The sequence below is a fragment of the Gimesia chilikensis genome, assembly GCF_007744075.1.
Taxonomy (GTDB): domain Bacteria; phylum Planctomycetota; class Planctomycetia; order Planctomycetales; family Planctomycetaceae; genus Gimesia; species Gimesia chilikensis_A.
Genome location: NZ_CP036266.1, coordinates 890,339 through 909,793 on the forward strand (window position 1 = coordinate 890,339; position 19,455 = coordinate 909,793).

The 19,455-nt window shown below is 53.7% G+C and carries 19 protein-coding genes; 13 read left to right on the forward strand and 6 right to left on the reverse strand.

The genetic code is table 11. The annotated features are described in order from the left end of the window. Nucleotides 1-312: 312 nt before the first annotated feature. Both HG66A1_RS31830 and HG66A1_RS31835 read left to right on the forward strand, forming a co-directional pair. Nucleotides 313-486: a hypothetical protein gene (locus HG66A1_RS31830; RefSeq protein WP_197996964.1), complete on the forward strand. Its 174-nt coding sequence runs from the start codon at nt 313-315 to the stop codon at nt 484-486. A 60-nt stretch (nt 487-546) separates the two neighbouring features. Beyond that, complete coding sequence (locus tag HG66A1_RS31835) at nt 547-705, forward strand: hypothetical protein (RefSeq protein WP_197996965.1); 159 nt, start codon at nt 547-549, stop codon at nt 703-705. Nucleotides 706-933: 228 nt separating this feature from the next. Here the strand turns inward: HG66A1_RS31835 and HG66A1_RS03465 are convergent, their stop codons facing one another. After that, nucleotides 934-3,510, reverse strand: coding sequence for a mechanosensitive ion channel domain-containing protein (locus HG66A1_RS03465; protein ID WP_197996966.1), 2,577 nt, complete (start codon nt 3,508-3,510; stop codon nt 934-936). A gap of 514 nt (nt 3,511-4,024) precedes the next feature. Here HG66A1_RS03465 and HG66A1_RS03470 point away from each other — a divergent pair. From HG66A1_RS03470 to HG66A1_RS03500, 7 genes are all read left to right on the forward strand, one after another. Then, nucleotides 4,025-4,351 carry a DUF1254 domain-containing protein gene (locus HG66A1_RS03470; protein WP_145180868.1) on the forward strand — a complete coding sequence of 109 codons (327 nt, stop codon included), beginning with the start codon at nt 4,025-4,027 and terminating at the stop codon, nt 4,349-4,351. A 260-nt stretch (nt 4,352-4,611) separates the two neighbouring features. After that, a complete protein-coding gene (locus HG66A1_RS03475; protein ID WP_145180869.1) occupies nt 4,612-6,324 on the forward strand; it encodes an arylsulfatase in 1,713 nt (570 codons plus the stop codon). A 249-nt stretch (nt 6,325-6,573) separates the two neighbouring features. Then, entirely contained in the window at nt 6,574-8,019 is a 1,446-nt protein-coding gene (locus tag HG66A1_RS03480; RefSeq protein WP_145180870.1) for an SGNH/GDSL hydrolase family protein, read from the forward strand. A gap of 197 nt (nt 8,020-8,216) precedes the next feature. Then, nucleotides 8,217-8,498 carry a hypothetical protein gene (locus HG66A1_RS03485; protein ID WP_145180871.1) on the forward strand — a complete coding sequence of 94 codons (282 nt, stop codon included), beginning with the start codon at nt 8,217-8,219 and terminating at the stop codon, nt 8,496-8,498. Nucleotides 8,499-8,590: 92 nt separating this feature from the next. After that, nucleotides 8,591-9,385 (forward strand): ADP-ribosylglycohydrolase family protein, encoded by a 795-nt coding sequence (locus tag HG66A1_RS03490; protein ID WP_145180872.1) that lies wholly within the window; start codon nt 8,591-8,593, stop codon nt 9,383-9,385. Nucleotides 9,386-9,481: 96 nt separating this feature from the next. After that, nucleotides 9,482-9,997 (forward strand): hypothetical protein, encoded by a 516-nt coding sequence (locus tag HG66A1_RS03495; RefSeq protein ID WP_145180873.1) that lies wholly within the window; start codon nt 9,482-9,484, stop codon nt 9,995-9,997. An 11-nt stretch (nt 9,998-10,008) separates the two neighbouring features. After that, nucleotides 10,009-10,623: a hypothetical protein gene (locus tag HG66A1_RS03500; protein ID WP_145180874.1), complete on the forward strand. Its 615-nt coding sequence runs from the start codon at nt 10,009-10,011 to the stop codon at nt 10,621-10,623. A gap of 124 nt (nt 10,624-10,747) precedes the next feature. Here the strand turns inward: HG66A1_RS03500 and HG66A1_RS03505 are convergent, their stop codons facing one another. Further along, the gene (locus HG66A1_RS03505; RefSeq protein ID WP_145180875.1) at nt 10,748-11,374 is read right to left on the reverse strand and encodes a hypothetical protein; all 627 of its coding nucleotides are present in this window, start codon (nt 11,372-11,374) and stop codon (nt 10,748-10,750) included. A 4-nt stretch (nt 11,375-11,378) separates the two neighbouring features. Next, nucleotides 11,379-11,741 carry a type II secretion system protein gene (locus HG66A1_RS03510; RefSeq protein WP_145180876.1) on the reverse strand — a complete coding sequence of 121 codons (363 nt, stop codon included), beginning with the start codon at nt 11,739-11,741 and terminating at the stop codon, nt 11,379-11,381. A 72-nt stretch (nt 11,742-11,813) separates the two neighbouring features. On the opposite strand from HG66A1_RS03510, the gene HG66A1_RS03515 reads away from it, so the two are divergent. Continuing rightward, nucleotides 11,814-13,241: a hypothetical protein gene (locus HG66A1_RS03515; protein ID WP_145180877.1), complete on the forward strand. Its 1,428-nt coding sequence runs from the start codon at nt 11,814-11,816 to the stop codon at nt 13,239-13,241. Between the two features lie 103 nt (nt 13,242-13,344). Here HG66A1_RS03515 and HG66A1_RS03520 read toward each other — a convergent pair whose 3' ends face one another. Beyond that, nucleotides 13,345-14,793, reverse strand: coding sequence for a DUF5677 domain-containing protein (locus HG66A1_RS03520; RefSeq protein WP_145180878.1), 1,449 nt, complete (start codon nt 14,791-14,793; stop codon nt 13,345-13,347). Between the two features lie 367 nt (nt 14,794-15,160). Here HG66A1_RS03520 and HG66A1_RS03525 point away from each other — a divergent pair, with 367 nt between their 5' ends. Continuing rightward, a complete protein-coding gene (locus tag HG66A1_RS03525) occupies nt 15,161-15,910 on the forward strand; it encodes a class I SAM-dependent methyltransferase (protein WP_145180879.1) in 750 nt (249 codons plus the stop codon). Nucleotides 15,911-16,107: 197 nt separating this feature from the next. Further along, a complete protein-coding gene (locus HG66A1_RS03530) occupies nt 16,108-17,163 on the forward strand; it encodes a 2-hydroxyacid dehydrogenase (RefSeq protein ID WP_409999494.1) in 1,056 nt (351 codons plus the stop codon). Nucleotides 17,164-17,192: 29 nt separating this feature from the next. Here the strand turns inward: HG66A1_RS03530 and HG66A1_RS03535 are convergent, their stop codons facing one another. After that, complete coding sequence (locus tag HG66A1_RS03535) at nt 17,193-17,831, reverse strand: hypothetical protein (protein ID WP_145180881.1); 639 nt, start codon at nt 17,829-17,831, stop codon at nt 17,193-17,195. Between the two features lie 93 nt (nt 17,832-17,924). After that, entirely contained in the window at nt 17,925-18,797 is an 873-nt protein-coding gene (locus HG66A1_RS03540; RefSeq protein WP_145180882.1) for an acetolactate decarboxylase, read from the reverse strand. Between the two features lie 134 nt (nt 18,798-18,931). Between HG66A1_RS03540 and HG66A1_RS03545 the strand changes: the two genes are divergently transcribed. Beyond that, a complete protein-coding gene (locus tag HG66A1_RS03545) occupies nt 18,932-19,447 on the forward strand; it encodes a hypothetical protein (RefSeq protein ID WP_145180883.1) in 516 nt (171 codons plus the stop codon). Nucleotides 19,448-19,455 lie beyond the last annotated feature (8 nt).

Here is a 19,455-nt window from a genome sequence, read left to right on the forward strand (position 1 = left end):
TCAAAAGTTCATTCTGTCTAATTTATCAGTGTTTCTATCTGTTTTCAATCGACGTTACGAGGATAAAATTCGTGCCTGGTTCTTTACTCACTGATGCTCACTTCTTTCTCTCCTCCTGAAGCTCGATTTAATTATCCCACCAAAGCATTCTGGTTCCCACTGTTTTTCAACCCCACAGTTGCCCCCAACACCAAATTCGATTCTCATAGAACCACAGACACAGTAATTCCCCCAGCCAGAGACCACGTGGCGACTTCCTGCTCCGTGCGTCTCTGCACCCCTGTTAATCGACGCGCCTTGAGGAACAATCTGATGCAACTGTTACGGTCCACGTTGATTCTGTCTCTGGCCCTGGTCGCCTGCAGTTCTGACCTGTCTGCACAACAAGCCGCAAAAATTTCCCCGGTGAAACCCGCCGGCGATCCGGCCACCTTCGGGGCGAACATTCAGCGAACCATGACACTGCTGGCCACCAGCACCGCATGATATGACAGGCTCCTTTTCGGAAACCAGCTTCGCGTGTCGTCAGCGAAAAAGGCAATCAGCATGACCAACAAAAAGTTCCACCTGCAACAGTATCCAGGTGCCGCCTGTCTGAAATTGCCGGACTTTCCCGAACAGCGGGATCCCGGTGAGATCGCCATTGCAAATTCGATTGATATTCACAGTCTGATCGCAGACGACGATGGTCCCCGTCTCTGTTAGGACTTTGATCAGGCAGGTCGACCCAGCGGAATCGAGATTGTCTATTCCGGCGATGAGTACGACTGAGATGGTTTGCAGTCATCTACCAGTCCGCCTCTGCCCATCAGCCGCCGGTAAATGGCAGCCACACCAGAAACTTCACCCATTTACCAGGACGGCACTGCCACGTAGCGAGAAAAGCTGGTAAGTGGAATCAGATTCTCAGGCTCTGTCTGAGCCAGATCCGTGTTACTGCTCTGTTTCCGGATCTGACTTCGGCTTTGCTTCATCCGGTTCCAAAACGAGGTTCGAGGGGACGTTGATCAGATGCAAATCACGTTGCGGGAAGGGCACACCAATCTTTGCGTCTTCCAGTGCCTGCTGGATGGCCACCGCAAGCTCGCTGCGCATGGCGAGGTGGGTATTTGAAAAACTACCGTCGGAAACATTGATCCAGGCCCGGAGCTTGAAGTCGAGGGAGCTGTCGCCGAAGTTATCGAAGAAGGCATGTGGCGCAGGATCGGACAGTACTTTCGGATTGGCCTGCGCCACTTCGACTAATAAATCGATGACGCGTTGGGCAGGTGTTCCGTATTCGACACCCACCGACATGGTAATGCGTCGTCGCCGGTCCGAGAGCGTCCAGTTGATCACTCTGTCAGAAATGAGCATCCCGTTGGGGACAATGACTTCGGCTCCGTCAAACGTGCGGATGATACTGGCGCGGATACCGATGCGTTTCATGATTCCCGAAGTGTCGGTCAAATCGATCGTATCCCCGACGTCGATCGGCCGCTCAAACAACAGGATCAGACCTGATACGAAATTATTAACGACGTTCTGCAGGCCGAATCCGATGCCCACGCCCAGCCCGCCTGCAATGACGGCCAGCTTCGTGATTTCGACACCAGCCGCCGACAGGCCGAACATGAAGCCGATAAAGATCACCGTGTATCGCGCGAGGTTCGAGATCGCGTTCGGTAAACCGCGTGCCATCCGGACCCGCGTGAACACGTCTTCCTGCAGAATGACTTGTACAAACCGGGCAAGCAGGAATGAGAACCAGATGGTCAGGACAAATACCAGTACATCGGCCACAGAGACTGAGAGCGCACCCGTGGTAATACTGGCGTTGAGTATCAGCTTGAAGAGATCTGTTAAAGGTGCCAGCAGGCCGACTTGCCCACACACAACTGCGGCCCACAGGCACACAGCCAGCACGCTCAATATTCGTTCAAGCGTGTGATCCACGAACTCTCGATGATTTGAGATCGCCCGGATGAACCGCAGAGGCCGGATCACAATCGCAAAAGTTACCAGGCCATAGAACACTTTGAGCAGTACGAAGACCAGCAGGCCCAGATAGCCACTCCGCAAAGCGATGCCTCCCAGCAGGACCGCCAGGTCACTCCAGCCGGCCAGATCAGCCAGAATCGCTAACATCACGAGGCCAGCGCCCGCGCGCATCGCAATGTGGATCAGTCGGACAAAGGGATGATTCCGCCAGTCTTCTGGCAGCCTGGCGATCTGGCTGGGACGCAGTAACCAGACCAGCAAGCTGAGCCCACCCACCAACTCGCCCAGGAAAACGAGGCGTTCCAGAGTAGGCGTTGTGTCCAGCAGGTCGCGCCCCCGATCGATTGTAAACAGGATCGCGAATCCCCAGACTAACGGGGCCATGGCGGAGGGGATGAAACGCAGAATAATTCGTATTGCCGCTATCGCCATTATTGCGGCGGCGATGAGGCCTGTAGTACGCGGAGATGTTACGTGGAGTGGGATCGTCAGAGTAGCCGTTATTAAGACCGACATTGCCCAGGGGTGCTCAAATACCAACTGGGCATGGGCCTGTCGTCGGTGTTGGGCATCGACAATCCTTGCTCGGGTGCGGTTGCGGAGCCATCGCAGACTCAGACCGAGCGCCACAAACAAGATTACCTGGAACCCAAGCGTCCGCGTGTCTTGCCTGTTCTCATTAAAACGCTGCAACAACTGCTGTGGCCCAAGGGTGCGCCACTCCTTGCGGATTGACTCTCGCACGAGCGGGCTCCATAACGGCGGGTGGTCAGCCTGGAAGATTCCCTCAACCCTGGCATCCACTTCACTTTGCAACTTATCGGCACCTTCGCTGAGCGCGACGCTCGGATTCACCAGTTTGTCTCGTAATGCCAATACATCGTTGCGCCGCTTGACGATGACCGATCTCGCTTCTGCAATCTCAGCACGCACAGCTTTGATACGGGTGATCGTCGTTACTTCGGCGCCCTCTTGAGTTTTTGCAAGGTCGTCCGTCGCCTGCCAGACTGCCGAGATTCGGTCCACCTGGGAGAGTGAATCACTCAAGTCCTCGAGCTGGTCTTCCAGATCCTCTGCGAGGGACTGCAAGTCCTTCAGCATTTCATTTAATTTGGACTGAAACCTTTGCAGGACGCGGATATTCGGCTGACCGACGAGCGTATTCGGTGTCTTTGCCAGATAAGTCTTGATTTCTTTCAGCGTACGATCAGTTTCAGAACTGATCTGCTCGAGAAGCTTTCGGGAATTCTCGCGAGGCAGGAGTAGATCCAGCTCGATACCGATGGTTTCAGCGCGATTCGAGACTTGATCCAGCGGAATCGGCTGATTGATCGGTGCAGCCTGCTGAGGATTGGCGAGGGGCGCTGCGGGAGTTGTTAGATTCTCTTGTGTTGCCGATGTCGGCTCCTGCGCCCACGCGAGCGGGGCAGGAAACAGCAGTGCGAAACCTGTCAGTAGGAATTTCAGAGCCCGGGATAATCCAGGACAGGAAAGGATAAAGTCAGTGTATTGTTTGGCAATTTTGCTCATGAACAACTTCATCTGCAGTTGAGAAAAAGAGAGGGCGCGATCTGAAGCAGGCGATGATCTCGCTCACAGACTGGTGAGAAAAGAAAGCCCCCGAAAACTCTCAACGTTTTCTTGGAGATGACTGTGTACGCAGTCCCATAAGGCTACGCGGGGAAGATTTAGAGCAATCGTACTAAAATGTCCGAAAAGATACAATTGCACGAGTCCGCTCGGGCGAAGTAACGGCCCAATCATCTGACATTGTTCAGCAGTTCTGCATGTTCAGTCTGATGTACGTTTCAGGCAGAATTGTTAAGACAAATTTTTAATCATTGAGTCGGGCTCCCCTGCTCAATCTCGGGATAACGGATTTTCCGCAGTTTCTGTCCCGGAAAACACAGCAACACGACAGCGTTTGCCGAAAAGCCGGAGTTCAGACTCGCTGAGACTACTTTATTCTTCACTGACATGTTATTATAACGAGGTTCTCTTCTTTCGGTACTCGAGCCAGTTCTCTAAGGAGTCTGTTGTTGCTTTGACTCGATTCGCAATGGTCCTGCTCATCTGCCTCATGCCGACCGCCCTGAAAGGTGGCGAAACGGTCAATGTTCTGAACTACATTAGCGCTGAGACCGACCTGCAGTTCAAGGACTATGCCGCCTTGGCGGGCGGCGTCGGTAAGCTTTTGAATGTTCGCGAAGTGTACTCGGTCAAGAACCAGACGACCATCCACGGCAATCGGGATATATTGTACTCATTTGGCGTGTACGATTTGGCCAGCCCCGTGACGGTCATCAAGCCAGCAGCACCAGACCGGTTCCAGTCTCTGATCGTGCCAGTCTCTGATCGTGCCAGTCTCTGATCGTGCCAGTCTCTGATCGTGCCAGTCTCTGATCGTGATCGACCAGGACTAGTACAACCCCGTACTAAAGAATGGTGCGGGCAAGATAACACTTATAACATGTTTCGACACTGACTGATCTTCTCATCATGGAACCGTGGCTCGCGCGGCTTCCTGAAATCAATGCTATTCGCCGTGATCTGGTGAACATCGACGTTATGCGTTTTAAGGACTAATATGCTGAACCAACCAGCCTCTATTAACTTCACAGGAAAAACAATATGAAATCAATCGTACGAGTTTTGGCAGTCTTTGCTGCCATCGCCATAACCGGCATGGCACAAGGACAAGACAAGAAGCCCAACATTCTGTTCATCATGGGGGACGACATCGGCTTTATGCAGCCAGGTTGTTACCACCGGGGTCTGATGGTTGGTGAAACGCCAAACATTGATCGCCTCGCTCGAGAGGGCGGACAGTTCATGGATTATTACGCCATGCAGAGTTGCACATCCGGTCGCTGTGCGTTCTTTACCGGGATTTATCCGGTCCGCTGTGGACTGACCGTGCCACAGCTTCCGGGCAGCCCTGCCTGGTTGCGTCCTGGCACTCCGACGCTGGCGAAAACCTTGCTCAACCTTGGTTACACGACGGGCCAGTTCGGAAAGAACCACTTGGGCGACCACGCTGAGTCACTACCAACGGCGCAGGGCTTCCAGGAATACTGGGGTTACTTGTATCACCTCGATGCGATGCAACAGGTAAGCTTCCCTGACATTAACAGCTCGCCGGAAACGCAGGCCATCGCGCCTCCAGCCAAGAACTCACCGATCCCGGGGCTGACGGACCCCCCAGGCTCGGTTGATATGAAGACTACAATCAGTATGATCCCGCCGCGACCGATTCTCTCATGCAGTTCCATCGACGGTACGCAAGCGAATCAAAAAGTCACCAGCGCCGGTCCTTTGACGCTGGAACGTTCCAAGACGATCGACGAGGAAATTTCCGCCAAAGTCATCGACTGGCTCGACCGCAACGATCCCGACAAGACCGACAAACCGTTCTTTTGCTGGTACAACCCGGCGCGGATGCACATCACGACGGTCCTCTCGCCCAAGTACGAAGCCATGCTGGGCACGAAGGGCGGCAAGGACTGGGGCGTCAACGAGGCCGGCATGAAGCAGATGGACGACAACATTGGCTACGTGTTCCAGAAGCTCGAAGAAATGGGCGAGTTGGACAACACGATCATCGTTTTCACCACCGACAACGGCGCCGAAGCGATTACGTTCCCCGACGGCGGCGTCACTCCGTTCAAGGGCCAGAAGGGTCAAGCCTGGGAAGGCGGTTACCGCGCTCCTTGCGTTATTCGCTGGCCGGGTCACATCAAACCGGGTACGATCTATAGGGAGATGTTCGCGTCGTTCGACTGGATGCCGACGTTGACCGAGATTGCCGGGGGCCCGAAGGGGGACGGCCTGAAGCGGCAGATTATGGCCGGCAAGTACCCCGGCTTCGTCAAGACCCACCTCGATGGCATCAACCAGATCGACTACCTCACGGGCAAGACCGACAAGTCGGCACGGGAGTACTTCATCTACTATTCCGGCGCGACACTCTCTGCAGTGCGCTACAAGAACTGGAAGATGTACTATTCGATGGCGGGCCCCGGCGCGGAGGGCTGGCTCTATCCCCTGATTAATTACGCCTGGACCCAGGTTCAGAACATCAAGCGTGATCCATTCGAGCAGGCAGTCGGGTCCGATGTGAAGACCGCCATGAACATGGGCGGTGCGATTGCCGCGCCGATGACCGCGTACCAATACGACTGGAATATGCTCCCGATCGGCCAGCTGATTGCGCTGCGTCACCTGGAGACATTTGAGGAGTTTCCGCCGATGCAGGCACCTCCTTCTTATAACCTGACCCAGGTCATGGAGCAGATCCAAGCCCAGAAGCGGGCAATTCACAACTCCGGTCATCCGAGCGACTAGGTTTCGCGTGATCGCTTTTGAAACGCGCGGGCCGTCGTTCATTCGCCGGCCCGCGCTGTCACCACACCACCCGCCCTGGTTCATTAATTCCCCCACGATTTCCCTCCCCACAGTTGCCACCAGTCTCAAATTCGATTCTCATAGAACCACAGACACAGTGATTTCCCCAGCCAGAGACCATGTGGCGACTTCCTGCTTCTTGCGTCTCTGTCTGCCCCTGTTAATCGACGCGCCTTGAGGAACATTCTGATGCAGCTGTTACGGTCCACGTTGATTCTGTCTCTGACCCTGGTCGCCTGCAGTTCAAACCTCTTCGCACAGAAAGCCCCGAACTTCGCTCCGGTGAAACCCGCCGGCGATCCGGCGACCTGCGGTGCGAACATTCAGCGGACCATGACGCTGCTGGCCACCAGCACGCCGGAAAAACGCAATCGGGTCCGCATCCTGTTCTACGGCCAGTCCGTTACCCGCAATCCGTGGTGGGAAGACGTGGCGAATGACCTCCGCCAACGGTTTCCGCACGCCGACCTCGAAATCGAAAATCGTGCCATCGGCGGCTATGGCGGACCGGTCCTGATCAACACCGCCGAATTTGATCTCTACCCCTTCTACCCGGATCTGGTAATCTTTCACGTCTGGTCCGGGGCGGAAACCGGCCACCAGGAAAATATCATCCGCCGCATCCGTGAGCGGACCACCGCCGAGGTCCTGCTCTGGACCAGTAACCTCCGCTGGCCGAGTACCGTCCCGCCGGACGGCGACCCGCAACACCCCGACGTGCTGGCCAAAGACGCGCAGGATCAGGCGATTTCCGATCTCTACTTTCGCCTGGGCCGCGAACTCAATTGTGAAGTGGCCGACGTCCGCACCGGTATGCAACGTTATCTGAAAGAAAATAACCTTGTCGTGAAAGACACCCTCCGCGACACGGTGCACCCAAACAAATTAGGGAACTTCCTCATCGCCGAACTGGTCAAACCGCATCTGCGCTATGATCCCAGCTTCCCCGATGACAAATGGAAAGACCTCGTTACCGATGTCCCCGTGAATGACCCGCGGGTTCAGCACAAAGACGACGGCTCCCTGACGCTGAACTTCAAGGGCAACCGCATCGACGTGATCGCAGCTTCTGGAGACGCAGCCAAAGCCGACGTGCTCCTGGACGGGAAATCCCCCTCCCAATTCCCGGAGCTCTACTATCACACGCGTCCCAGCCCCACGCCCGTCGCAGGACGCCCGGCCTTCAATCGCATCGATCATCAGAGTCCGCTGCAGGTGGAAACCTGGACCGCCCGCATCCTCGAATGCGATCTGGAAAAGGATGTGCTGCGGTATGAAATCAGCGGTTCCAAAACGGGCCCCGACGGCACCGGCGATCACAAACAGCGTTTCGTTTCCCACTCCGGTCGCGTGGTGATCGAACCCCGGATGTGGATGGTCAACTGGTCCCTGCGGTATCGCAAACAGAGTCTGCCGAAAGACTACAAAGTCACCTGGGAAACCAGACCGCTCTTCGTAGACGTCTGGCAATCCCCGGCGGTCACAGACTCATCCAAAGAATATCCCACGGTCCTCGCCCAAGGCATGAAAAACGGCGACCACAGCCTGACCCTCAACCCACAGACCCCAGGCAAACTCCCCGTCAAAGCCTTCCGGATCTACCGCCCGCCATTGAAAGTTTCCGCTGAAGAATAAAAGGGGGGAAGAAAGCGCTTTCAATAAAAGATTTGAATTCTCTGGTTCTTTTGTTGTCACAGTTGCCCTCCGCACTGATTTCGAGTCTCATGGAATCGCAGGCACAGTAATGATCAATGACGGGGCTCACGTTGCGCTTTGAGGGAAGTGCGCCTCTGTCCGCTCGCATGACTATCGCACCAGCATGAGGAATTCCCATGATGCATGAGTTACTGTCCCTGTTGATCCTGGCCCAGGAAGAGAAAACCGAGAGTGTTGCCATTCACGCGATCGTTCCATTTGTGGTGGGGACCGTTTTAATCCTGATGGGCCGCCATAATATTGTCAATCGGACAGCTCAGGGCAAAAAAACAATCGGCGGCAAGATGCTGGGAATCAAGACCGACTACGAAGGCACCTCAGCCGTCCAAATGGGCTGGATCCGCATTCTGTGCGGGCTGTTTGTGATCGGCGTGGGTATCTATCTCATTATGAAATAGCCACGGACGGTGCAGGATTGAAATGCCCGTTGCTGCTAGCTTCTAAGATTACGGTTACAGTCAGAGATACTAATCTTATCATCGGAGAAAACATGCTGGGTGCGATCGCGGGTGACATCATCGGTTCCGTTTACGAAGGACGGAAACAGTGGATGCTCGAGCGGCATACTGACTTTGAACCGCTGTTCGCACGGAAGGCCCGCTTTACGGACGATACCGTGCTGACGGTCGCGGTCGCAGATTATCTGCTCAACGGCGGCAACCTCGTGAAAACGCTCAAGTCTTACACGCAGACCTATCCCCGTGCCGGCTACGGGAAAGCCTATCTGGAATGGGCCTTCGGCGAGGATGAATTGCCCTACAACAGCTTCGGCAACGGTTCCGCGATGCGCGTCAGCCCGGTCGCCTGGGCGTACTCTTCACTGGACGAAGTGCTGCACTATGCCCGAGAGACGGCAGCCGTCACACACAATCATCCCGAGGGCATCAAGGGAGCCCAGGCCGTGGCCGCCAGTATCTTCCTCGCACGCACCGGTTCGACAAAACAGGAGATCGCGCACTTTATCTCCGGGCGGTTCAACTACCATCTGGACGACACCATCGAACGCATCCGCTGGACCTACACCTTCGATTCGTCCTGCCAGGGCTCCGTCCCCCAGGCGATCCTCGCTGCCCTGGAATCAACCGACTTCGAAAACGCGGTCCGCCTCGCCGTCTCTCTCGGCGGAGACTGTGACACGCTGGCCTCAATCGCCGGTGCCATCGCGGAAGCCCTGTACCACGGCGTTCCCGCAACAATCGCCACGCAGGCCCTCGCACACCTGGACGATGATCTGACACACGTGCTGGATTCTTTTAATGCGACTTACCTCCAGAACCGGAATTGACCGGATCACGGGGTGGTATGATAGAACAGAATGAAGCATTAGAAATTTCGAGGAGTCTGTTTACAGAGCCTGACTGAGGGAAAACCTGGAAATCACATGATTCAAAATAAACGGCAACTGGCTGACGCAATCAAGGCGGCAGGACTGCCACAAAATTTACTGAGAATCTGGGACGGAGACGTGCCGGCACAATTGCGTTACACCTTACAGGATCCCTCTTCTTTCTTTGAAGCTTTCCTGATGCACCCTGAAGGAATTCCCTCGCCGGATGAACTCGTCATTCTCTGGCAGACCAATGGCGAATCGATCGTGGGCTATCTGTCTGTCACGGGAATATTTATCCGCAACTACCTGGAAGATGGCCCCGACGATTACGATGTGCTCGGTTCCACGTATCAGCAAATGTTGGGCGAGCTGTTCTCGAAACTCATCATGCGCGAAGTACCAGATCAGGAACTGGCCGAGTGTGTTGATTTCCTGGACTTTCGATATTTACCTCAACTGCAGGGATTTATGGCTCACAATCCCGACTGGGAAACCAACACAATCCCGTTCATTGCCGGATTAGAAGCCTCTGCCTCCCCACCTGATTCTGATTCAACATCCGGCTGAAAGAACTTTTAATGGATATTCCAGAAATCTCACAAGAAATCAGAGAGCTGATTAATCAGTCCTTCTGGACTTCATCCAGTCTGGAACTCGCTGAACTGGTTGAGAACCGCACACAACAAGTTGATCCGCTTGAGTTTCTCGCTTTTAACTGTCTGAATTCTGCCCGGGGTACCATCGCGCAGTTGTTTTATCTTTCCTCACATCTCTGGCAGCATTTTGATGCCGCTGCGGTGATCCAGCTGATTTCGCAGGTTCATCCCCGTCCGATGCCGGTCTGGGCCTGGGATGGTGGAGAATATGGTGACGTAGCTTTCTTTGTGAGAGATATGAACCTCAATATTTTCAAATGGACCACAAGACCGGAACTGGACCCGCATGATGCAGAGCAAATTCTGGAATATGGCAGAATCAACGCAGCACTACTGGTTCCCAGGCCGGATTGGGATGACGAAGAAGATGCTGATGAGGAAGATCCCTACGAGGAATTGTGTATGCAGCGACGTCAGGTATTGCGCCATCGAATACTAAGCGAATTTCCGGATCTCGACACAGAAAGCTGGGGCGAACCGGAATTGTCAGAATCGATCGACATGATCATCCGCGACAGGGGTAGTCGTCCGAATTAAGCAAGCAGCATTTCAGAAGACATCGGAGTTTCTGGCTGTCTGAAAACTCGTCTTCCTGTGCAATCAACAACCTTCTTCAATTCCCGAGAGAGCTGCTGTGTCAAAGTCACTGGGAAGAAGATTTCTAGCTTCGCTCTAAATCATCCTCAAAATACCATTTCCGAGACACCGATTGATTTATCAGTAATTGGTAAACCGTGCAGTTCCGTTCGTGGTGGTGCCAACTGGACCAGACCCAGCCTGTTCGTTCCGTGTTAACGTTCTCGCCGAGAACCGTTCTGACATATTCTCCTGTTTTGAACTTCGCATATTCGTTGGATTTCATACCCAGTGATTGAGCCCAGAAAGCTGTTATCGATTGGGAGAAATGATGGCAGCAGTGAATCAGGATTTTTGTTTGCAACTTCGAAAGTGCTTCTAGAATATGCCCTGTCCGGACAGGAACCGGTTGTTGAAGCCCCGCTTCCGTCTGCAACAGGCAGAAGATCACGCCGTTCTCTTCAGTCGATTTCCAGTTGACAGTAAGAGGCTGGCCATTAGTCGAGAGATCATACTCCCTATATGGCTTGTCCCACGAAAAGGACTCTAGAGTACCGAGAAGAAAACGTGCGAGCCGATTTGCACAAATGCCTGGATTACTCCATCGAGTACAATGTTTTCTTACAGACAGAGTAATATCTGACTCAAGTGATCTTCCCTCGTCAGAAAACAGAAGCTCATGCAACTGGATCTCAAAATTTTCTGTTTGCATGAATTTACCTGCGGACCAGCCAGAAAGAGAATGCACCTGCACTGGCAGCAATCAAACCTGAAAGAGGAACAAAGCCAATTCTCGCCCACTGAGGCCAGCCGTTGGAGGGATTAAAGGGTGGGAATTCAGGGAGAATCATTTCCGCTTCCTTACCAGCATCGGATCGGATCTGATTGATGACCGGAAACAGAAGGGATGACAGGAACGCGGCGATAAAGAAAATTACCGCAACTTCGACCAGCGTGAAAATAGATTTCTGTTTCTTGAGGTTCATTCCTGTATTGTACTCGGTCATCCAGCGGAAAATACAGTTATTTCGAGAACCTTCAGTTCGCTTGAGGACCACCAAAGCCGCGCTCTTTTGCATTTCCGGGCAAATCATTCATAATGCATCAACAAACTCACAACGGCCCTCGCAACCATCAACGAAAACGCGCCCATGCTCTCCGAACTCAAACTCCTCGACGCCACACTCTATCGCACGGACACGCAGACCCGCATGCCCTTTCGGTTCGGCATCGCCGTCATGACCGCGGCCCCGCACGTCTTCCTCAAGTGCCGCTATGAAATCGGCGGGCAGGTCGTCACCGGCATCGCCGCCGAGGGACTGTTGCCCCGCTGGTTCGACAAGTCGCCCGAAAAACAGGCCGATCAGGAAATCGACGAAATGCTGCAGGTCATCCGGCAGGCCGTCGCGTTCGCCCGCCAGGCGGCACCCGCGCCCACGTTTGACTTCTGGCGACAGGTCTACCAGTCACAGGTCGCCTGGGCCGCGGAGCAGGGCTTCCCTTCATTATTGGCCCAGTTCGGCGTCACGATGGTCGAACGAACGCTGCTCGACGCACTCGCCCGGGCCGAACAATGTAACCTGGCCACGCTGCTGCGGGAGAATCGCGTCGGCCTCGATCTGGCTACCATCCATCCCGAACTGAAAGGCCGCATGCCGGGTGAGTTCCTCCCCGCACAGCCACTCACGAAAATCATCGCCCGCCACACTGTCGGACTTTCCGATCCCCTGACTGCCGCTGACCTCACTCCCGAAAACCGCATCGACGACGGCCTGCCACAAACGCTGGAAGACTGCATCCGCGCCTACGGACTCAGGCACTTCAAACTCAAGGCCCAGGGGGATGTCGACCTCGATCTGGACCGGCTCCGCGCCGTCGCTCAGGTCATCATCGCGCATTGCGGCAACAATTACGCCTTCACGCTGGACGGCAACGAGCAGTACCGCGAGTTCCCCCGCTTCGTCGAACTCTGGGACGGCATCCAGGCCGACGCGGCTCTGTCTGCTTTCTTCGAAAACCTGATCTTCATCGAGCAGCCCCTGCATCGCAGTGTGGCTCTCGACCCGGCCATCGCGCACATTGCCGACTGGGAAAACGGGCCGCCGGTGATCATCGACGAATCCGACGCCGAACTCAGCGCACTCGAACAGGCACTCCAGCTCGGCTACGCGGGGACGAGCCACAAGAACTGCAAAGGCATTATGAAGGCGACCGCCCATCGCTGCCTGATCAACCATCGCAACACCACCGAAAACACAAACCGCTACCAGATGAGCGGCGAAGACCTGGTGAATATCGGCCCCGTCGCCCTGCTGCAGGACCTCGCCGCCCAGGCAGCCCTGGGCATTACCTCCGTCGAACGCAACGGCCACCACTACTTCCATGGTCTGACCCCATTCCCCCAACAGATCAGCCAGCTGATGCTCGCCCAGCACGGCGACCTCTACACCGAAATGGACAACGGCTTCGCCCGCGTCAACATCACGAACGGCGAACTCAACCTGACCTCGATTAATGCCGCCCCGTTCGGCGTCGGTGTGGAAGTACCCCTGGACGGCTTTGAGGAATTGTTACTCTGAATTATAAACCGCTTAACCTACTAAATTGAGAATGATTTTCTACATACAGCTTCAATAAATGATTCTTGATTTGCCAAGCGTTCAACGTGTTTTTTATTCCACTTCATTTTTCGAGGAGATTTGGAAGTCGAAATTCAAATTTCGGATAAATCACATCAAGAGAATCGAGAATTCGGTTTAGTACTCGAAACAAATCCGGAACTACAGAAGGGAAGTTTCGTGGATAAACTCGCGGAACTCGTTGTAATCGATGAAATGGATTCAAATCCCACGTAGTACCCACTGATGCAACTCCCAGCCAGTCTCCGTGAAGAATGCTAGACGAATAATCATAATATGAATCATAGAGATCCTTTGTGCCACCTTTTTCAGCTCGGGATCGAATATTCTCTCCCGACCAATCACCTAATTCGATATCTGTGAAATACTTTGCTTGTTCTTCCTGTAAATAAGCGTTAATCCAATCACTATCCACACAATGCGTATTTGCTAATTCATGCTCTAACTTCTCTGAAATTAGGTGTGCTTGTCCACTGCCGTACTGTCGAAATTTGTACCACAGGGCTGGTTCATTTTTCTTTGTTAAGAATGACATGTTAATTGCACATTCGGTAACAGATCTAAGCACAGCAAGCCCACTGAATCGATTATGGGACCGTAACTCAACAACTTCGTAGGCCAATGCTGTCGCGGCGAATACTAGCCCAAATGCAGTTTCATGAATTCGATCTGCACTACCTTGTCGGGTTTCCCAAAAATGCTCGTTGAGTACTCCAGTCAATGTCGTCAATTGATATGCGATACCTAAATCGTTGTCGCTAAGATATTGATCTTCTGGTGGAGCGGGGGCAGGGTGTAATTTACGAAAAACATCATTCCAAAACTGTTCAGGCCAATTTGTTGAAATGATTCGATTACTTCCGGCGGTGCATCGAAAGAATCCTCCAGCCATTTCAAGATTTGTCGGATATTCATCATGCATTCTGTCAAAGTCTGGCGGGACTGTCATTTGCCCCGTGGCCGAACCGACTTGACTGATAAACCAGCAAATATGTGTTGCATATTTCGATTGGAAATCGTTGCACCTTTGGATGGCATGTCCTAAAGCAAACCATTGTTCAAGTGTCTCTTCAGAAAGAAATTCATTTGACCATGATTTTAAGGCAGGAAGATTCGATAGATTACAGAGGGGGGCAAAAATATCTTTCTCGAATTCATTTGATAAAGAATTAAGTAGGTTTTTTCGTTCAATTTGAGGCAGTGCAGCAATTGCAGAGTGCGAGCCCGGTTGAACTTCATGATTCTCAAGACACGAATGACTTGGCCATGCAGAGACAATACGGCGTAGACGTACTAAAGCCTCATCCTCTTCGATCGAAGAGAAAACTAATGCAACCCACAGATATTCGGGTAACTGGATATCTTGCCAACTAGATTTTTCGAATGGGATTGATGAGCTCTCCGAGATAGTTGTCATCGGTGCTTTTAGCGTCTTCTTGTCTCTCTTAAATGCGGAGAATGGTTTTGACTTCTTCTTTCTCTTTTTAGCCATTGATGAACCTTTTTTACCAACTTATAGTAATTTATTACCTGTCTTAGTGATTGGTGAACTCAACTTTCAGACCTATCTATTATCTGCCTCAAGAGGTGAGATTCTGATTTATGATAGGTGATACGTATATTCTTTAAGTGGATATGTGGTTCATTATTTCAATGTATCTTCGATAAGTCATTCTTAAGTTCACAATAATTTTATGTGCTCTAGGGCTAGTAGGCACTATATTAGACTATTTTATGACTAATAAGGTTCGACCAATAAAAGAATTCAGGTACAGAGTGGCGCCCGTTTCTATTACATGGTAGAAAAAAGAACTTTTTATCCTACTGGCAGTCGCTCCGCATCATAATGAACCCCGTCGATGACCACCGACTATAACAAAATCGCCGAGCAGTACCGCGAAGTCAAAGGACGCCCCTGGCGGTCGCTGGTCGAAGAGTATTCGATGCTCCAACTGATCGGCTCCGTGGCCGGCCTGAAGGTCGTCGACCTCGCCTGTGGCGAAGGCTTCTTCACCCGCAAACTCAGGCAACTGGGCGCCGCCTCAATCGTCGGTACCGATGTCTCCCAGGAGATGATCAAACTGGCGACCGAGCGGGAACAAGCTGAACCGCTGGGCATCGACTACCTCGTCGAAGACGTGCGGGCAGAGGGCCCCCGGCTCGACCATGATCTCGCAGTCGCTGCCTGGTTACTCGTCTACGCTCACGATCGGGAGGAACTGGCTGCCATGTGCCGGGGCCTCGCGCGTCAGCTCAGGCCCGGAGGGCGGCTCGTCACGCTGACCACCAATCCGCAGCTCTATTTCTTCCCAGAGTTCGATTACCAGAAGTACGGCTTCCAGATTCATCTCGAAGATCAGGCCCGCGAAGGCGCCCTGATCCGCTGGACGGGCCGTCTCAAAGATGGCTCCCAGCTCGAAGTCATTAACTACTACCTCCCCGAGGAAGCGTATGCCTCCGCCCTGGAATCGGCCGGCTTTCAAGACATTACCTTTTATCCGCTCAGCCTTTCACCGGAAGCAGCCGACGAAGCAGATTACTGGGCCGACATGATCAACCAGCCCCCGGCCATCATGATCGAAGCCATCCGGGCAGAGGACGCGATCTGAATTCCAGCAGTCCAGCGGTCAATGTTCAGAACTGCCGCATTGTTCTATAATCGTATCTGGCGCGCAGAGTTCACGCAGTAGTCAGAGTAAGGGAAAGGATGTCAGCAGTGACAGACAGGAATGATCGGGAACGGCTTGAGGATTTCATCGCACAGTTACAGTCGCAGTCGGGCCTCAATCCGCTGAAGTACGAACGCATGCTGGCTGAGTTGCACGCAACTCAGCCGTTGGACGGGCACGACGCAGAGGGCCGCCGACAGATTGCTTTTTTCGATGCGAAGCAGTATGACCTCCATTCATTTTCCGCTAGAAACGACGACAGCTTCCAGCTGATCGCCATCGAATCGCCCCTCAATGAACAGACCGCCTCCGCTGCTGCCGGCTGCAAGGTGGTCTGCATCTTCGTCAATGATGAAGCGCACGAGTCGGTCATCGCGCGGCTCGCGGAACTGGGCGTGGAACTGATCGCCCTCCGCTGTGCCGGCTTCAATAATGTCGATCTCGAAGCCTGCCGGAAATACGGCATCAGTGTCGTGCGGGTGCCCGCCTATTCGCCGCATGCGGTCGCCGAACATACCGTGGCGTTGATGCTCATGCTCAACCGACATCTGCACCAGGCGTACCTGCGGAACCGGGCTGGGGCGTTCATTCTGGATGGACTGACCGGCTTCGACATGCACGGTAAAACCGTCGGCGTCATCGGCACCGGGAAGATCGGCCAGTGCGTCGTCGAGATTCTCACCGGCTTCGGCTGTCGCGTGCTGGCCTATGACGTACAAGAAAATCCTGAAGTCGCCAGCCTGCCACAGACAAAGTATGTCGACCTGGATGAACTGCTCTCTCAGTCCGATGTCATCACACTGCACGTGCCACTCTTCGAAGAGACCTATCACCTGATTAACCAGGAAACCATCGCCCGCATGAAACCGGGGGTCATGCTGATCAACACCTCGCGGGGCGGCCTGGTCGAAACGGTCTCGCTGATCGACGGCTTAAAGACCGGCCAGATCGGCTACGCCGGCCTGGATGTCTATGAAGAAGAGGCGGGCATTTTCTTCCACGATATCTCAAATCAGGTTCTCGACGACGACGTACTGGCCCGACTGATGACATTCAACAATGTCGTTATCACTTCGCATCAGGCATTCCTGACGAATGAGGCCCTGGATAACATCGCTGAAACCACCTACGCCAACATCGATGAATTTTTCGCCGGCAAACGAGGCGCCGAGCTGACGCACCACGTCGGGTAACAGAGTGAAGTTGATCCAGCGTCGACACATTAACCGGTGTGCCGCACCTCATTCCCGAAAAATTCCACCGACCACACGCTGCCATACTCGCTGATCACATCTATAAACCAGTATCCCGTCTCGGGTTCGACCGTTATTTTATCCAAGGTGACCGGACGCGAATCCTGGTGGGGGACGTTATGCAGGTAGTAAGCCAGGTTGTGTAGAATGCGAAAGGCGACGCAGAGCGCTTCATCATCGACGCCAGTCTCACCTCCCGGCAGCACGAGGTCAATATCATCGACCTGAATCCACGCATCGGCTAACTCCGGCGGACGCCAGATAGGAGCCAGGTTTTCGGTGTATCCATACCACCAGTCGCCTTCCAGATCGCCGGCCGACTCTGTCAGTCCCATGTCAAACAGAGTGTTGAGTTGATACAGGACCCAGAGCGCATAATTCCTTGGGGTATTGACCGTGCATAGTAACTCCAGCCACTTTCGTTCCCCCAGGAAGACTATGCCGTACCGTTTCTCAAAACCGATCAGTTCCCGGATCCGACTGTTGACTTTATCCGACGACAAATTACTTTTACCAATCAGCGATTCCTGTCCGATCTCCTGTTCGAGCTTGCGATATTCAGACCACGGCAAGTAACGCCTTTGATCAGCGGAGAAGGGGGAATCCATGCAGTAACATTTCCAGCTAAGTAAATCGACGAGACACAGGCGGGATCACGTTCCTCCCGCCCGATTTCAGGACGACTCCAGTCTCGCGGATTCTCACTTTTCAGGCAACAGCAATGTCGCGCCGGGAGCAACGGTCAACTTCTCCACATGTCCCGTGTGCATTTCTCCGGACTTCGTATCCTGAAACAGCAGGTGCATGTGCACCGAAGTGCCCGGGTGGGTTATGTTGCCGGCTGCATCTTTGGCGAACACCCCAACCAGCTTGCCACTGACTTTAGGCAGATCCGCCTCATAAGGCCGCTTGCCGACGGGCAGCGCCTCTTTTCGCATCCGGGCTCGAATCGGACAGGCGCCGTTAATCACATGGAACTCGACATTTTGAAAATCGCCCTCAATCACAAACACGAACGGCCCTTTGATATTCAGACCTGACTGGCGGGCATCCTGTTCAAACAGAGAGTTCAACTCGTCCGAAGAGACCGCCTGTGAAAGTGGATGTTTCGACCAGTCGGTCACATACCCGCCAACCAATAGGGCAGCCTGGGTCCGGGGCGTCAGCTTGAGCGTCTGCAGTTTCCCATCCGACTTCACCTGCGTGAGTGTCACTTTGCCGTCAAGGATCGTCGCCTCACCTCCCAGCGATTCCAGTGCGCCGACCCCATAAAAGTGCGGCTGCTTTACCAGCTCCGCAAATTTAACGCGTCCCTGGTGCTGCTGCTGGCCGATCACTTCGTGCATCTTGCCATACTGCACGAACCGTTCCCCCTCAGGCTTCGCAGCCAGTGTACTGCTGAAGCTCCCCAGCACGACTGCCAGACCACCGAGACCACTCACAAACGCAGACCATTTCATCAAATCATCTCCCCGACTGCTAAATTGATAAATTACCAGTCCTGCACAGCGGGAATTATACGCATCCTGGAGGCAGGGGAACAGCAGGAGAATCGCGGGGCGATCAACCTTCATGGCACTTTCATCATCGACTCAATGAAACTGCCTCGCGCAGCAGAGTGTATTGACATGGGAACCAGGGAGGGTATTCTCAATCTGTATCCTGCCCATCTCGACTGTTTCCGGTCTGGTATCAAAAGGAGAGTTCCATGGATCTGCCCCCACAAGTTCAGAATCTGATAGACGCCGTCTCGGCCCTGCCCGGGGTGGCCGGCTGTTTCTGCACTCCCCAGCCCCTGGATGAGATCGACGTCGATATGCTCTCACTCCCCGGCGATTTCGGCAGTCTGCCTCAGGCCGCCCTGATCCGCACGCAGGGGGGACGCGGAGATGAAGTGCTGATCCAGACCGAAGTGATTTTCGATCGTTCTCCCGGTGCCTGGCTCAGCCTCGAATTCCTGGCCTGGTGGGTGCGGGACTGGGGACGCAGCGGTCGCGAAATCCAGATGCGGCCCATGGCCTTGCCTCCCCAAGGCTACGAAATCCAGTTGGGCCGAACCCTGAAGTTCTTCATCGAGTACTTCGTCATCGAAACTGAGAACGACTACGGTGATACACTGAAAGTCGTCCAGGAGATGGCCGATTCGATCGCTGAGAATTTCCAAAGTTACCAGGAGTGCTTTGAGAACCCGGCGGAGTTCACCGGCGATATCGAAAGCATCTGATACGCTTT

Coding starts and splice junctions, on each gene's coding strand:
- HG66A1_RS31830 (WP_197996964.1), top strand. CDS start 313: ATGCAACTGTTACGGTCCACGTTGATTCTGTCTCTGGCCCTGGTCGCC.
- HG66A1_RS31835 (WP_197996965.1), top strand. CDS start 547: ATGACCAACAAAAAGTTCCACCTGCAACAGTATCCAGGTGCCGCCTGT.
- HG66A1_RS03465 (WP_197996966.1), bottom strand. CDS start 3,510: ATGAGCAAAATTGCCAAACAATACACTGACTTTATCCTTTCCTGTCCT.
- HG66A1_RS03475 (WP_145180869.1), top strand. CDS start 4,612: ATGAAATCAATCGTACGAGTTTTGGCAGTCTTTGCTGCCATCGCCATA.
- HG66A1_RS03480 (WP_145180870.1), top strand. CDS start 6,574: ATGCAGCTGTTACGGTCCACGTTGATTCTGTCTCTGACCCTGGTCGCC.
- HG66A1_RS03485 (WP_145180871.1), top strand. CDS start 8,217: ATGATGCATGAGTTACTGTCCCTGTTGATCCTGGCCCAGGAAGAGAAA.
- HG66A1_RS03490 (WP_145180872.1), top strand. CDS start 8,591: ATGCTGGGTGCGATCGCGGGTGACATCATCGGTTCCGTTTACGAAGGA.
- HG66A1_RS03495 (WP_145180873.1), top strand. CDS start 9,482: ATGATTCAAAATAAACGGCAACTGGCTGACGCAATCAAGGCGGCAGGA.
- HG66A1_RS03500 (WP_145180874.1), top strand. CDS start 10,009: ATGGATATTCCAGAAATCTCACAAGAAATCAGAGAGCTGATTAATCAG.
- HG66A1_RS03505 (WP_145180875.1), bottom strand. CDS start 11,374: ATGCAAACAGAAAATTTTGAGATCCAGTTGCATGAGCTTCTGTTTTCT.
- HG66A1_RS03510 (WP_145180876.1), bottom strand. CDS start 11,741: ATGCAAAAGAGCGCGGCTTTGGTGGTCCTCAAGCGAACTGAAGGTTCT.
- HG66A1_RS03515 (WP_145180877.1), top strand. CDS start 11,814: ATGCTCTCCGAACTCAAACTCCTCGACGCCACACTCTATCGCACGGAC.
- HG66A1_RS03520 (WP_145180878.1), bottom strand. CDS start 14,793: ATGGCTAAAAAGAGAAAGAAGAAGTCAAAACCATTCTCCGCATTTAAG.
- HG66A1_RS03525 (WP_145180879.1), top strand. CDS start 15,161: ATGACCACCGACTATAACAAAATCGCCGAGCAGTACCGCGAAGTCAAA.
- HG66A1_RS03530 (WP_409999494.1), top strand. CDS start 16,108: ATGCTGGCTGAGTTGCACGCAACTCAGCCGTTGGACGGGCACGACGCA.
- HG66A1_RS03535 (WP_145180881.1), bottom strand. CDS start 17,831: ATGGATTCCCCCTTCTCCGCTGATCAAAGGCGTTACTTGCCGTGGTCT.
- HG66A1_RS03540 (WP_145180882.1), bottom strand. CDS start 18,797: ATGAAGGTTGATCGCCCCGCGATTCTCCTGCTGTTCCCCTGCCTCCAG.
- HG66A1_RS03545 (WP_145180883.1), top strand. CDS start 18,932: ATGGATCTGCCCCCACAAGTTCAGAATCTGATAGACGCCGTCTCGGCC.